Here is a 13,472-nt window from a genome sequence, read left to right as displayed (position 1 = left end):
TCAGCTTGTTACGCATAATGAAACGCACGGTTAGCACGCTCTCCCCGAACAGATAAATTTCAGGAGCCTCTATGAATCCAGTAATGTTACGCGTAACAAATCGCATTATTGAACGTTCACGCGAAACCCGCTCAGCCTACCTGGCGCGCATTGAGCAAGCCAAAAGCAATACCGTGCGTCGTTCGACGCTGGCCTGCGGGAATCTGGCGCACGGTTTTGCCGCCTGCCAGCCCGAAGATAAAGCCTCGCTCAAAAGCATGTTGCGCAACAACATCGCCATTATCACCTCCTATAACGACATGCTCTCCGCGCATCAGCCTTATGAAGTCTATCCCGACATTATTCGTAAAGCGCTGCACTCGGTGAATGCGGTCGGGCAGGTAGCAGGTGGCGTACCGGCAATGTGCGATGGTGTGACGCAGGGTCAGGATGGGATGGAGCTATCGCTGCTGAGCCGCGAAGTGATCGCCATGTCCGCAGCGGTGGGGCTCTCTCATAATATGTTCGACGGTGCGCTCTATCTTGGCGTTTGCGACAAAATTGTCCCGGGGCTGGCGATGGCGGCGCTGTCGTTTGGTCACTTGCCCGCGCTGTTCGTGCCGTCAGGCCCGATGGCGAGCGGCCTGGCTAACAAAGAGAAGGTGCGTATTCGCCAGCTCTACGCGGAAGGCAAAGTCGATCGCATGGCGCTGCTGGAGTCGGAAGCTGCTTCTTATCATGCCCCAGGCACCTGTACTTTTTACGGCACCGCCAACACCAACCAGATGGTGATTGAGTTTATGGGCATGCAACTGCCCGGCTCCTCCTTTATTCACCCGGATGCGCCGCTGCGTAAAGCGCTGACCGAAGCCGCTGCCCGTCAGGTGACGCGTTTGACCGGTAATGGCAACGAGTGGATGCCGCTCGGCAAAATGATCGATGAAAAAGTGGTGGTGAATGGCATCGTCTCTCTGCTGGCAACCGGCGGCTCCACCAACCACACAATGCACCTGGTGGCGATGGCGCGCGCGGCGGGCATTATCATCAACTGGGATGACTTCTCCGAACTCTCCGAGGTGGTGCCGCTGCTTGCCCGTCTCTACCCGAACGGCCCGGCTGACATCAACCACTTCCAGGCAGCAGGCGGTGTGCCGGTATTGATGCGCGAACTGCTGAAGGGCGGTTTACTCCATGAAGAGGTGAATACCGTGGCCGGTTTTGGCCTGACGCGCTACACCCAGGAGCCGTGGCTCAACGATGGCGAACTCGACTGGCGTGAAGGCGCTGCCGCGTCGCTGGATGAGTCGATTATCGCCACCATTGATAAGCCATTCTCGCAGCATGGCGGCACCAAAGTACTGAGCGGTAACCTTGGGCGCGCGGTGATGAAGACCTCCGCCGTGCCGGTAGAGAACCAGATCATTGAAGCGCCAGCGGTGGTGTTTGAGAGCCAGCATGACGTATTACCGGCCTTTGAGGCGGGTCTGCTGGATCGTGATTGTGTAGTCGTGGTGCGTCACCAGGGGCCGAAAGCCAACGGCATGCCAGAATTACATAAACTGATGCCGCCACTTGGTGTATTATTGGACCGCCGTTTCAAAATTGCCTTAGTTACCGATGGACGGCTGTCAGGGGCATCAGGTAAAGTGCCGTCGGCAATCCATGTGACACCTGAAGCTTACGACGGTGGGTTGCTGGCAAAAGTGCGTGATGGCGACATTATCCGGGTTAACGGGCAGACAGGCGAGTTGACCCTGCTGGTTGCTGACAACGAACTTGCCGCACGTCAGCCGCATATTCCTGACCTTAGCGCAATGCGCGTGGGCACAGGCCGTGAAATGTTCGGCGCGCTGCGAGAGAAGCTCTCCGGCGCAGAGCAGGGCGCAACCTGTATCACTTTTTAAGACGACAAGATTTTATTCTGGCGAGAGAAAAGATTGATGAAAAACTGGAAAACAAGTGCAGAAGCCATCCTGAAAACGGGCCCGGTTGTACCGGTGATCGTGGTAAACAAACTGGAGCACGCTGTTCCGATGGCGAAAGCGCTGGTTGCAGGTGGCGTTCGCGTACTGGAAGTGACGCTGCGCACCGCATGCGCGATTGACGCTATCCGCGCCATTGCAAAAGAAGTTCCTGACGCTATTATCGGCGCTGGCACCGTGTTGAATCCGCAACAGCTGGCGGAAGTTACCGAAGCGGGCGCGCAGTTCGCTATCAGCCCGGGTCTGACCGAGCCGCTGCTGAAAGCCGCCACCGAAGGCACCATCCCGCTGATCCCGGGCATCAGCACCGTTTCCGAACTGATGCTGGGCATGGATTACGGCCTGAAAGAGTTCAAATTCTTCCCGGCGGAAGCGAATGGCGGCACCAAAGCGCTGCAGGCGATTGCCGGTCCCTTCTCCCAGGTGCGTTTCTGCCCGACCGGCGGCATCTCTCCGGCTAACTACCGCGACTACCTGGCGCTGAAAAGCGTGCTCTGCATCGGCGGTTCGTGGCTGGTTCCGGCCGACGCGCTGGAAGCAGGCGATTACGATCGCATCACCACACTGGCACGCGAAGCCGTTGAAGGTGCGAAGCAGTAATCAGCAGGCGGGTATGAAACCCGCCTGATAACAAGCCCGGACGCACTGCGCACCGGGCTTTTTTTTATCCGTTGACCTGCACCGCAGCAACAGCGGCCACGGCGCGCTCGACCGCACTCTCAACATCCTCAGCCACCGCCAGCGCGACGCCCAGACGGCGCGATCCTTCAATCTCCGGTTTACCGAACAAGCGCAGCTGCACGCCTGCGCCAACGGCGTGGTGGAGATTATCAAAGGTGACGTTCTGGCTGTGCAGCTGCGGCAAAATCACCGCAGAGGCGGCCGGGCCGTACTGGCGGATCGCGCCAATTGGCAGGCCTAAAAAGGCGCGTACATGCAGGGCAAACTCGGAGAGATCCTGCGAAATCAGCGTCACCATGCCCGTATCGTGCGGGCGCGGGGAGACTTCGCTGAAAATAACCTCATCGCCGCAGACAAAGAGTTCGACGCCGAAAAGACCATGTCCTCCGAGCGCCAGCACCACCTCACGGGCGATCTGCCGGGCGCGCTCAAGCGCTGCGGCCGACATCTGCTGCGGCTGCCAGGACTCACGATAATCACCATCCTCCTGGCGGTGGCCAACCGGCGCGCAGAAGTGAACGCCATCCACCGCGCTGATGGTCAAAAGGGTTATCTCAAAATCAAACTTCACTACGCCTTCGACAATCACGCGACCGGCTCCGGCGCGGCCACCCTGTTGCGCATAGGCCCACGCGCTTGCCAGCTGGTCGGCAGATTTAATAAAGCTCTGCCCTTTACCTGAAGAGCTCATTACCGGCTTCACAATGCAGGGCAGGCCGATTTCGCCCACCGCCTGGCGGAAGCTCTCTTCGCTATCGGCAAAACGGTAGCTCGACGTAGGAAGCTGCAACTCCTCTGCCGCGAGGCGACGGATCCCTTCCCGGTTCATCGTCAGTTTTGTGGCGCGCGCGCAGGGAACCACACGCTGCCCGGCTGCTTCCAGTTCAATCAGCGCGTCGGTGGCGATAGCCTCAATCTCCGGCACAATAAAATGCGGTTTCTCCCTGGCGACCAGCGCTTTTAACGCCTCGCCATCAAGCATGTTAATCACATGGGATCGGTGCGCGACCTGCATTGCTGGCGCGTCCGCATAGCGGTCAACCGCAATCACTTCGATACCGAGCCGCTGACATTCGATAGCCACTTCTTTGCCCAGCTCGCCTGAGCCTAATAACATCACACGCGTGGCTGCCGGACGCAGCGCAGTTCCTAAAAGAGTCATAGCGAAGTACCATTAGAAAAAAGTGGGCGCAGTATAACGAAAACGTTTGCGTCTGTCTTTTTCACTTGCGGTGGTTTTTTCATCGCGCTATTATACTGTACAAATACACAGTAAAACGAGGCTGCATCATGGCGGTAGAAGTTAAATACGTAGTCATTCGCGAAGGTGAGGAAAAGATGTCTTTTGCCAGCAAAAAGGAAGCCGATGCTTACGACAAAATGCTCGACCTGGCGGAAGTGCTGGGCGACTGGTTAGGCACCGGTCCGGTCACTCTGGAAGAAGAGACCCGTGAACGCATGGCGATGTGGCTCGCCGAGCAAAAAGATGCGCTCAACGGCATTCTGAAATCCGGCAAACTGCCCGGCACAGAGAGCGAAGAGGGCGCACCATCGGCAAAAAGTGTTGAAGATGAAGCTTCTGACGCGGTCGACATTAAAAGCGCCAGCAAGCGGGCGAAAGTCGCCTGATCTTGCACCGCCAGCAATTTGTACCATGCTTTGAATGGGTATTAACCAGGAGATAAGCATGAAAATAGCAGGGGTAGTAACCGGTCTGTTTTTGCTGGCGGGCAGCATGGCGGCAGATGCCGCCGCGCAGAAGGTCGTGAAGTTTCCTTCCTGTGAAGGGCTCAACGCTGAGGGCATCGCCGCCAGCGTTAAGCGCGACTATCTGCAAAACCGCATTGTGCGTTGGGCAGACGATCAGAAAAAAATTGGTCAGGCGGATCCGGTGGTATGGGTTAATCCGCAAGAGGTCACCGGCAAAGGTGATAAGTGGACGGTGCCGCTCACCGTGCGCGGTAAAAGCGCCGATATTCACTACCGCGTGATGGTCGACTGCCCGGCGGGCAGCGCGGCCTACAAAACGCAGCCATAGCGCCGAAATTTTCCTGATCTTTCCAGATACAGACACTTCCTGACATCTCCCTCGCTTACTCTTGCCTGACGAAAGCGGTTAAGCGAGGGAAAATCATGAACTGGTTAAATCAATTACAGTCGCTGCTGGGTCAGAAAAGCGGCGCATCGACGTCCTCCTCCTCAGAGGGTCAGGGCTTAAATAAGCTTCTGGTGCCGGGAGCACTGGGCGGTCTTGCCGGGCTGCTGGTTGCCAACAAATCATCACGCAAACTGCTCGCCAAATATGGCACTGGCGCGCTGCTGGTCGGCGGCGGGGCAGTTGCCGGTACGGTGCTGTGGAACAAATACAAAGACCGTATTCGCGAAACCCATCAGGATGAGCCGCAGTTTGGCCAGCAGCAGTCGCCGCTGGACGTGCGCACCGAGCGTCTGATTCTGGCGCTGGTCTTTGCGGCGAAAAGCGACGGTCATATTGATGAGCAGGAGCAGGCGGCAATTGAGTTGCAGCTGCGCGAAGCGGGCATCGAAACCCAGGGGCGGGAGCTGGTGGCGAAAGCGCTGGAGCAGCCCCTCGATCCGGCGCGGCTGGCACAGGGTGTCAAAAATGAGGAGGAGGCGCTGGAGCTCTACTTCCTCAGCTGTGCGGTTATCGATATCGATCACTTTATGGAGCGCAGCTATCTTAACGCGCTGGGCGATGCGCTGAAGGTGCCGCAGGACGTCCGTGAAGGCATCGAGCAGGATCTTCAGCAGCAAAAACGCGCCCTTACACCCTGAGCGCGATAACGTTTCGCTTGCAACGCGCGTTTGTTTTGCCACCCTTATAGGTATGGAAAACAGAAAAAAGATAAGTGCTATGTTGCCGAAAGCAAAAAAGATCCCCCACGCCATGACCGTTCATGGCGATACCCGCGTCGATAATTACTACTGGCTGCGGGACGACACGCGCTCTCAGCCAGAGGTGCTTGAATATCTGCATCAGGAGAATGATTACGGGCGGGAAGTGATGGCCTCCCAGCAAGCGCTGCAGGATGACCTGCTGCAGGAGATTATCTCCCGCATTCCGCAGCGTGAAGTTTCCGCGCCCTATATTCGTAACGGCTATCGTTACCGGCATATTTATGAGCCGGGCAATGAGTACGCCATCTATCAGCGCCAGTCGGTGCTCAGCTCTGAATGGGACGACTGGACAACTCTTCTGGATGCCAACCAGCGCGCCTCGCACAGCGAGTTTTACACCATGGGCGGCCTCGACATCTCGCCCGACAACACCATTATGGCGCTGGCGGAGGATTTCCTCTCCAGGCGCCAGTATGGTCTGCGCTTTCGCAATCTGGAGACCGGCAACTGGTACCCGGAGGTGCTCGATAACGTCTCGCCAGATTTTGTCTGGGTGAATGACTCCGAGACCGTCTACTACGTGCGTAAACATGCCACCACGCTGCTGCCTTATCAGGTCTGGCGCCACACGGTCGGCTCGCCGACGCAGCAGGATGAGCTGGTCTACGAAGAGAAAGATGACACCTTTTACGTCGGGCTGAGCAAAACTACCTCACAGCACTACATCACCATTCACCTGGCCAGCGCCACCACCAGCGAAGTGTTGCTGCTCGATGCTGAACTGCCGGATGCGCAGCCGCTCTGCTTTTTGCCACGGCGCAAAGAGCATGAGTACAGCCTCGATCACTACCAGCACACCTTCTATCTGCGCTCCAACCGCGATGGCAAAAACTTCGGCCTCTATCGCACCAAAGTGCGTGATGAGCGGCGCTGGGAAGCGTTAATTCCCGCCCGCGATCACATTATGCTGGAAGGCTTTACATTGTTTACCGACTGGCTGGTGGTCGAAGAGCGGCAGCGCGGCCTGACAAGCCTGCGGCAGATCAACCGTAAGACCCGTGAAGTGGTCGGCATCGCTTTTGACGATCCGGCTTATGTCACCTGGCTTGCCTACAATCCCGAGCCGGAAACCTCGCGGCTGCGCTACGGTTACTCCTCAATGACTACGCCGGATACGCTGTTTGAGCTGGATATGGACACCGGCGAGCGGCGCGTGCTGAAGCAGACGGAAGTGGCGGGCTTTGACGCCAGCGACTATCGCAGTGAGCATCTTTGGGTAATCGCTCGTGACGGCGTTGAAGTGCCTGTCTCGCTGGTTTACAACCACAACCATTTCCGCAAAGGCGAGAATCCGCTGCTGGTCTACGGCTACGGCTCCTACGGGGCTAGTATCGATGCGGACTTCAGCAGCAGCCGCTTGAGCCTGCTGGATCGCGGTTTTGTCTGCGCGATAGCGCATATTCGCGGCGGCGGCGAGCTGGGTCATGCCTGGTATGAAGAGGGGAAATTCCTCAACAAGCAAAACACCTTCAATGACTTTATTGACGTTACCGACAGTTTGCTGGAGCAGGGCTACGGCTCGCCGCAATACTGTTACGCCATGGGCGGTAGCGCGGGCGGCATGCTGATGGGCGCGGTAATCAATATGCGTCCCACTCTCTACCATGGCGTGATCGCCCAGGTGCCGTTTGTCGATGTGGTCACCACCATGCTTGATGAGTCGATCCCTTTAACGACTGGCGAGTTCGAGGAGTGGGGCAATCCGCAAGATGAGACCTATTACCACTATATGAAGGGCTACAGCCCGTACGACAACATTGGCGCGCACCCCTATCCGCATATGCTGGTGACTACCGGGTTGCACGATTCTCAGGTGCAGTACTGGGAGCCGGCGAAATGGGTGGCGAAACTGCGGGAATATAAAACCGACGATAATCTGCTGTTGCTCTGCACTGATATGGATTCCGGGCACGGCGGTAAATCGGGGCGTTTTAAATCCTACGAAGGGGTGGCGCTGGAGTACGCGTTTTTGATCGCGCTGGCGCAGGGGACACTGCCCGGCAAAGGGTAATTACCCTTCGCCAAGGTAGTGTTTAAGCGTTAAACGCAGTTCCGGGCTCATGCTGTTGAGGTTGTTAAACAGCCAGCGCAGGTAGCCCGGATCGCGGTCAGCGATCTCGGCAACCGGTTTACCGCGGTATTTACCAAAGGTAAAGGTGGTCATCAGCGCCGGGCGTCCGGTGATGGTGGCCATCTGCTCCGCTGTCCAGCCAGAGACCTGCATGATGTCAATCAGCAAAGCGGCGGTGATATAGCAATCATAGAGCGCGCGGTGGTGATGCAGACCGGCTGGTGTCTCTACGCTGAGCTTGCGGGAGTTATAGAGCGCCATATTGCTGTATTTGATCCCCGGCCATAAACGCCGTGCCAGCTTCATGGTGCAGATCCACTCGCCGGACATCTCCGGCAGCACGCGGCGGTCAAAGCTGGCGTTGTGCGCCACATACCACTCACTGCCGTGATAATAGGGCACCACCTCTTCGATCCATGGCTGATCCGCCACCATCGCTTCGGTGATGCGGTGGATGGCCATCGCCTGCTGGCTGATGGGACGGTCGGGGCGCACCAGGTGGCTCTGGGGATTAACGATTTGCCCGTCTACCACGTCCACCGAGGCGATCTCGACGATACCACCCTGCAAATCGCAGGTTTCTGTATCGATAACACGTAACATAGTCGGCTCCATTATTTCACTTTCGGCTCATAGGGGAGGCGAGAGAGCGAGACGGAGGCCAGCCGGTGGGCAATCAGACGTTCGCGAAACCAGCCGCGCAGATGTTCGGGTTGTTCGCGCTCAACCGCTTCGGCAATAACAGGCATATTGTAGCGCTCTTTGAAGGCAACGCCTGCGGCGGCCAGATCGACATTCACCTTATCCATCTCTTCTTGTTCGAGCTGCGCAAGATTGGTCATTATGAAGTTCTCCTCAGTTCAGGCGGCAAAAGTTACTAAGGCTGTCGCAGAAAGACAAGCGTGGCGGCGATGAGACTCGACTCAACTATTGTACAGGTTTATCCTCTATATCGTATGCATAACAAAAAGGAATGCTTCTATGCTTATCTCCCCGACGCAGCGCTTACGCGCTTTTGCCCTCATTACCACCCTTTTTGTCACCCCGGCAGTGCTGGCGCATGCCCACCTCAAAGGTCAGTATCCGGCTGCGGATGCTGATGTAACGGCGGCACCGCAGGCACTGACGCTCAACTTTTCAGAAGGGATTGAGCCAGCGTTCAGCGGCATTAAGGTGACAGACGCGCAGCAGAAGGCGATCAAAACCGGGGCGGTAAAGCGCAATGAAAAGGATAAGACTCAGATGATCGTGCCGCTTGAACAGCCCCTGACTTCCGGGAAGTACACCGTCAGCTGGCATGTGGTCTCGGTCGACGGCCATAAAACTCACGGGCAGTACAGCTTTTCTGTGAAGTAATATGCTGTCATCGCTCTTTGTCGGGCTGCGCTTTATTCATTTCGCCGCCCTGATGCTGTTATTTGGCAGCGCGCTGTTCAGCGCCTGGCTGGCACCGCGCGATCTGCGCCGGACACTCACTCAACACTTCCTGCCGCTGCAGCGCGTCTGCCTGATCCTTACGGCATTGAGCGCGCTGTTGCTCTATGCGGTGCAGGGCGGGATGATGGCCGGTGGCTGGCCGGAAGTGTGGCAGCCCGCGATCTGGCGTGCGGTTGCCGGTACGCAAGCGGGTTCACTGCTGGCCTGGCAAATCTTCCTCGCGTTGCTGACCCTCTTTGCCGGGTTGATGCAGCCAGCGCAGCAAAGGAAGTTGCTGCTGCTGACGGCGCTGCAGTTTCTGTTGGCGGCGGGTCTCGGCCACGCAGCGATGCGCGAAGGGTTGCCTGGTGTGCTGCAACACATCAACCATGCGCTGCATCTGCTGTGCGGGGCGATGTGGCTGGGCGGCCTGCTGCCGGTACTGTTTTGTATGCAGCTTACGCGTGAGGGGAGCCACCCTGCGGCTATTGGCGCGATGATGCGCTTCTCCCGTTATGGTCACGTAGCGGTGGCAGGCGTTATCCTTACCGGCATCGTTAATGCGGTGTTGATTCAGGGGCTGGCATGGCCGTGGCAGAGCGCCTGGGGGCGCATGCTGTTGCTCAAATGTGCGCTTGTCGCGCTGATGGTGGCAATCGCGCTTGTGAACCGGTATGTTCTGGTGCCACGCTTGAGCCTGGTCGATAGCGGAGCGCGGCAGCGCTTTATAACGTTAACCCGGGCAGAATTGATAATCGGTGCGCTGGTGCTGGCAGCGGTAAGCCTGTTTGCCACCTGGGAGCCTTTTTGAATAAATCTGGTGAAAAGAATGAAAAAGAGTGTGATTGCAGTATTAATGCTGACCAGCTCAGCCGCCGCGCTGGCTGCGCCGCAGGTTATTACCGTCAGCCGTTTCGAGGTTGGCAAAGAGAAATGGGCCTTCAATCGCGAAGAGATAATGCTCACCTGCAGGCCGGGCAATGCGTTGTTCGCCATTAACCCGAGTACGCTGGTGCAGTATCCGCTCAATGATATCGCGCAGAAACAGGTCGACAGCGGGAGAAGCACCGGTCAGCCTATCAGCATCATTCAGGTTGACGATCCAGAACATCCCGGCCAGAAAATGAGCCTCGCCCCCTTTATCGAGCGCGCGAAATCCCTCTGCACGGGCTGATGAAAATCACATGATTCAGCATAAAAAAACGCAGGTCCGGTTAACACCGCCTGCGTTTTTTTATGATAAACGTGACAATTACCGGATTTTTCTGACCACATTTGTCGCGGACTGGAAAAGCTGGTGTCGTCATCTATTCTTAAGGTGCAAGGCGACTAAGCCTGCATTAATGCCAACTTTTAGCGCACGGCTCTCTCCCAAGAGCCATTTCCCTGGACCGAATACAGGAATCGTATTCGGTCTTTTTTTATATGCTTGAATAATAAGGGTTTTTTAGGCGTTCACACTAAAATCCACCAAAATTCCACCAAATCCTTATATTCAGTCTAAACCGTAACATACTCTGCCCCACGGGAGTCCAGGTATTTTTTGGTCATTGATAAATTTTTATGACCCAACAGCCGCTGCGCAAATTCTTCGCCTTTTTCCTTCTCATAAAGCCTACTGGCCAGACTTCTAATTTCGTGAAATGACGGCGGGTAAGGGCCAAATTTAAGCACAGTGACATCACGGGTATCTGAGAATGCCTGGGTTAACCCGTCCGGCGTCAGTGGTCCGGGCTTTCTTCCACCCCGACGCACCGGCGAGTAAAGCAGGAACTCAGATGGATTGTTCACTCTGCAACGTTCTATCACTTCTTTTAAATGAAGATCGGCCGCTTCCAGTTTCAGGTCTAAAGGGATGGCTAATTTATTCCCTGTTTTCTCCTGTATGACAAACAATCTGTCTTCCCGGATGTCAGTGAATTTCATCATGGCTATATCCTCGCGTCGCTGAGCAGTGACAAGCGCAAGATCAAATGCATTTGCCGCCCATACTGAATTAGCAGCTGCTGTTTCTCGTATCGTAAAATACGCTTCGAGCAGTAGACGTTCCCGCTTAACTTTTGGTGCCGGGGTGCGAGTAGGTTCTGCCGGGTTCCTTTCTATATGGCCCTCCACGAGCGCCTCTCTGAATACATCGAGCAGTACAGATCTCAGACCTGCAGCCATGCTTTTTTTATCGCAGGCAATGTATGTTTCCAAAAATTCCGCAATGTCTTTTGTTGTAACTGCGCTAAGAGCGATAGTGCCGAACTCTTTTCTGATCGTCTCCAGCTGGTTCCTGCGAACTTTCATTGTGTTTGGTTTTAATTCCCTTCGCTCGAGAATAACGTCATACCTCTCCAGCCATTTAGCCATAGTCAGGGTGGGCGTTTCTTTAATGCGCTGAAGTAGACTGGAGGGGATATAGTTTTGATCAAGATAGCTGTTGGCTTCAATGGCCTGGGCTATCGCTTCCCTGCGATCAATGCGGCCCAGATAGATTACCTGGCCGGTTATTGGGTTGCGCCAGGAATAAAGCTTATCTCTCTTGCGAAAGGTCAGGTTACGGGGCAGGTTAGCGTCGTAACGGGCTGGCCTCTGCATTCTGTAATCTCTCCAGTAAAGTCCCTTTGGACGGAATTTTTAGATGCTGCGGTTTTAAGCGCAAATTCTTCTTGCTCGGATCAACATAGATAGCATCCGGGCGGAGCTTATACTCTTTACCGTGTAGCTCGGGGGCAGGATAGATCTTGCCTTCACGTACCCATCTGCGAAGAGTAGAAAGCGATGGCGGTGATGAATACACTTCAGCGGCCCATTCCTGCAAATTAAGAAGCTTTGCCATTTTGTTCTCCTGCGCCCACCACCCGATTATAGGGACGGAAGGCGCTGTTTGATGATAATTCGATATCAAGACATCCGGCCGACGAGGGCACGCAGACGCCGAGCGCCCATGATCGCTGTGGCCACGTAGCTGGTGCTGCGGTTTTCCACCTCTACCGTTACCTTCATGCCGTCCACCAGCACTGTGTATACGCTGGTCATGGCCCGGCTGGCATAATCACCGAACCGTTCAACATGCCGGGCCAACGCTGCATCGCACGCTCTGCGGGCCATCGGAGAATCTTTCCTGCTTCGGTTAATAAGTCTCATTCGGCACGCTCCGGGTCAAACACGTCCCAGCAGTTTCGCTCGATATTCGCCAGCAAGCGGCGATCTTCTATCTCGGTCAGAGGACGGCCGGTCAGCTCTGCCACTTGCTGGTTGTTATGCGTCAGCAACATGTTCAGCTCTTCAACACTCCAGCGGGCTTGTTTCTCGCTCATATCATTACCGGGAGGGACAACCCTCCCGCCTCCCTCATGCCACGTATTCGGGCTTCATATCGAGCAGGGTAACGGCAAACTGGTCATACAGCTCGTCACCCAGATGGCGCTTCGCAGCAGCCAGTGCCTGCTCTGCTTTGGTGAACTGCTCTGCAGCATCCGGTTCGTCAGGCTGGGGCAGGGAGTTGATCGCCGCTTCCACCTTGTTGCGGGCGTCTACCAGGTAGTAGCGCCGTACGGCTTTGTTTTTCAGCTCAGTGAACAGCGCCGAACCGAGAGTAGTTTTGGCTGCTTCAATATCAACCCGCACGGCTTTGGCCTGGTCCACGGATTGAGCTGCTTCAATGCGATCGCGGAACTCGTCGGCCATGCCATCAATATTGGTACCGGACTCCTGCGCGCTGTTAGTTGTCCATTCAGCCGGGATATCAGCAACGCTTATGCGCTGCTGCGGTGCTGGGTTGATTTCTTTTTCCTGACGATCTTCAAGCTCATCAGGTGTGTAAACGCCCAGGATCACATCCGGACAGAACAGACGCGCCCAGCGTTTTACTGCCAGATAGGCGAGTTGCTGGCGGGGATCGTCAGCCCACAGTGTCGAATTACGGGTGCGGGCCTGAGCCAGCAGCAGATCCAGCTCACGGGGGTGATCTTCGCCTTTGAGCGTTGCGCGGATGATAATGCCGATACCTGCTTCGTCCGCCATGGTCCAGCCCGGAACGCGGTATTCGCCTTTTTCACCTTTGCGGATGTGAAATTTTCCGACCACTTTTTCCCATGGGCCGTACCACTCATACTCAAAGCGATTCGCCAGCACGCCGCTGCGTGAAATCACTGCGTTTACCAGCTGGGCCTCATATCCCAGCACGCCGTTAATCAGATGGGTTTTCTGCGCCACGGCGAAAGGGTTCATTTGCCACTGCGCCGCCTGCATTGCAACGGCCATACAGTCGGCCTGGTTGCCCTGAAGGTGTTTCGGTACTGTCGCCGCACCCTGCGCCATAATCTGGGCGAAAGTGCTGATGGCATTAAGGTACTGTGAATCGAACAGCGCGATGTTTGAGTTAATGACAGCGTTCTGGTCGGCTACTGCTACGTTTGTGTTCTGCATTCTTGTTC

17 protein-coding genes are annotated in these 13,472 nt (G+C 56.0%); 9 read left to right on the top strand and 8 right to left on the bottom strand.

Going from position 1 to position 13,472, the window contains the following annotated elements; genetic code table 11:
* The first annotated feature begins 71 nt into the window (after positions 1-71).
* Positions 72-1,883 carry a phosphogluconate dehydratase gene (gene edd, locus BWI95_RS19060; RefSeq protein ID WP_054803273.1) on the top strand — a complete coding sequence of 604 codons (1,812 nt, stop codon included), beginning with the start codon at positions 72-74 and terminating at the stop codon, positions 1,881-1,883.
* Between the two features lie 36 nt (positions 1,884-1,919).
* A complete protein-coding gene (gene kdgA, locus BWI95_RS19055; RefSeq protein ID WP_054803274.1) occupies positions 1,920-2,561 on the top strand; it encodes a bifunctional 4-hydroxy-2-oxoglutarate aldolase/2-dehydro-3-deoxy-phosphogluconate aldolase in 642 nt (213 codons plus the stop codon).
* 64 nt (positions 2,562-2,625) lie between these two features.
* Here the strand turns inward: kdgA and purT are convergent, their stop codons facing one another.
* Positions 2,626-3,804 (bottom strand): formate-dependent phosphoribosylglycinamide formyltransferase, encoded by a 1,179-nt coding sequence (gene purT, locus BWI95_RS19050; RefSeq protein ID WP_076770053.1) that lies wholly within the window; start codon positions 3,802-3,804, stop codon positions 2,626-2,628.
* A 128-nt stretch (positions 3,805-3,932) separates the two neighbouring features.
* On the opposite strand from purT, the gene BWI95_RS19045 reads away from it, so the two are divergent.
* From BWI95_RS19045 to ptrB, 4 genes are all read left to right on the top strand, one after another.
* The gene (locus tag BWI95_RS19045) at positions 3,933-4,271 is read left to right on the top strand and encodes a YebG family protein (RefSeq protein ID WP_054803275.1); all 339 of its coding nucleotides are present in this window, start codon (positions 3,933-3,935) and stop codon (positions 4,269-4,271) included.
* A gap of 58 nt (positions 4,272-4,329) precedes the next feature.
* The gene (gene yebF / locus BWI95_RS19040) at positions 4,330-4,680 is read left to right on the top strand and encodes a protein YebF (protein ID WP_076770052.1); all 351 of its coding nucleotides are present in this window, start codon (positions 4,330-4,332) and stop codon (positions 4,678-4,680) included.
* Between the two features lie 92 nt (positions 4,681-4,772).
* Complete coding sequence (locus BWI95_RS19035; protein ID WP_054803276.1) at positions 4,773-5,438, top strand: tellurite resistance TerB family protein; 666 nt, start codon at positions 4,773-4,775, stop codon at positions 5,436-5,438.
* 79 nt (positions 5,439-5,517) lie between these two features.
* The gene (gene ptrB / locus BWI95_RS19030; RefSeq protein WP_076770051.1) at positions 5,518-7,572 is read left to right on the top strand and encodes an oligopeptidase B; all 2,055 of its coding nucleotides are present in this window, start codon (positions 5,518-5,520) and stop codon (positions 7,570-7,572) included.
* Here ptrB and exoX read toward each other — a convergent pair whose 3' ends face one another.
* Positions 7,573-8,235 carry an exodeoxyribonuclease X gene (gene exoX, locus BWI95_RS19025; RefSeq protein WP_054803278.1) on the bottom strand — a complete coding sequence of 221 codons (663 nt, stop codon included), beginning with the start codon at positions 8,233-8,235 and terminating at the stop codon, positions 7,573-7,575.
* 11 nt (positions 8,236-8,246) lie between these two features.
* Entirely contained in the window at positions 8,247-8,477 is a 231-nt protein-coding gene (locus BWI95_RS19020) for a DNA polymerase III subunit theta (RefSeq protein WP_034813210.1), read from the bottom strand.
* A 136-nt stretch (positions 8,478-8,613) separates the two neighbouring features.
* Here BWI95_RS19020 and yobA point away from each other — a divergent pair, with 136 nt between their 5' ends.
* The 3 genes from yobA to BWI95_RS19005 are packed head-to-tail and all read left to right on the top strand — an operon-like array spanning position 8,614 to position 10,222.
* Complete coding sequence (gene yobA, locus BWI95_RS19015; RefSeq protein WP_054803279.1) at positions 8,614-8,988, top strand: CopC domain-containing protein YobA; 375 nt, start codon at positions 8,614-8,616, stop codon at positions 8,986-8,988.
* A gap of 1 nt (position 8,989) precedes the next feature.
* Positions 8,990-9,859, top strand: a complete 870-nt coding sequence (gene copD / locus BWI95_RS19010; RefSeq protein ID WP_054803280.1) for a copper homeostasis membrane protein CopD — start codon at positions 8,990-8,992, stop codon at positions 9,857-9,859.
* Positions 9,860-9,877: 18 nt separating this feature from the next.
* Entirely contained in the window at positions 9,878-10,222 is a 345-nt protein-coding gene (locus BWI95_RS19005) for a YebY family protein (RefSeq protein WP_054803281.1), read from the top strand.
* Between the two features lie 326 nt (positions 10,223-10,548).
* Here BWI95_RS19005 and BWI95_RS19000 read toward each other — a convergent pair whose 3' ends face one another.
* From BWI95_RS19000 to BWI95_RS18985, 5 genes are all read right to left on the bottom strand, one after another.
* A complete protein-coding gene (locus BWI95_RS19000) occupies positions 10,549-11,631 on the bottom strand; it encodes a tyrosine-type recombinase/integrase (RefSeq protein ID WP_076770050.1) in 1,083 nt (360 codons plus the stop codon).
* Positions 11,603-11,872, bottom strand: a complete 270-nt coding sequence (locus BWI95_RS18995) for an excisionase (RefSeq protein WP_054803282.1) — start codon at positions 11,870-11,872, stop codon at positions 11,603-11,605. Before BWI95_RS18995 ends, BWI95_RS19000 begins: the two co-directional genes overlap by 29 nt.
* A gap of 65 nt (positions 11,873-11,937) precedes the next feature.
* Positions 11,938-12,180: a DUF4060 family protein gene (locus BWI95_RS18990; RefSeq protein ID WP_054803283.1), complete on the bottom strand. Its 243-nt coding sequence runs from the start codon at positions 12,178-12,180 to the stop codon at positions 11,938-11,940.
* Positions 12,177-12,353, bottom strand: a complete 177-nt coding sequence (locus tag BWI95_RS23575; protein ID WP_167552474.1) for a hypothetical protein — start codon at positions 12,351-12,353, stop codon at positions 12,177-12,179. The genes BWI95_RS18990 and BWI95_RS23575 overlap by 4 nt, the downstream gene beginning before the upstream one ends.
* A 34-nt stretch (positions 12,354-12,387) precedes the next feature.
* Entirely contained in the window at positions 12,388-13,464 is a 1,077-nt protein-coding gene (locus BWI95_RS18985) for a RecT family recombinase (protein ID WP_054803284.1), read from the bottom strand.
* Positions 13,465-13,472 lie beyond the last annotated feature (8 nt).

Origin of the sequence: Kosakonia cowanii JCM 10956 = DSM 18146 (genome assembly GCF_001975225.1) — a bacterium.
Taxonomy (GTDB): Bacteria; Pseudomonadota; Gammaproteobacteria; order Enterobacterales; family Enterobacteriaceae; genus Kosakonia; species Kosakonia cowanii.
This window is presented reverse-complemented; position numbering and strand designations above follow the sequence as displayed.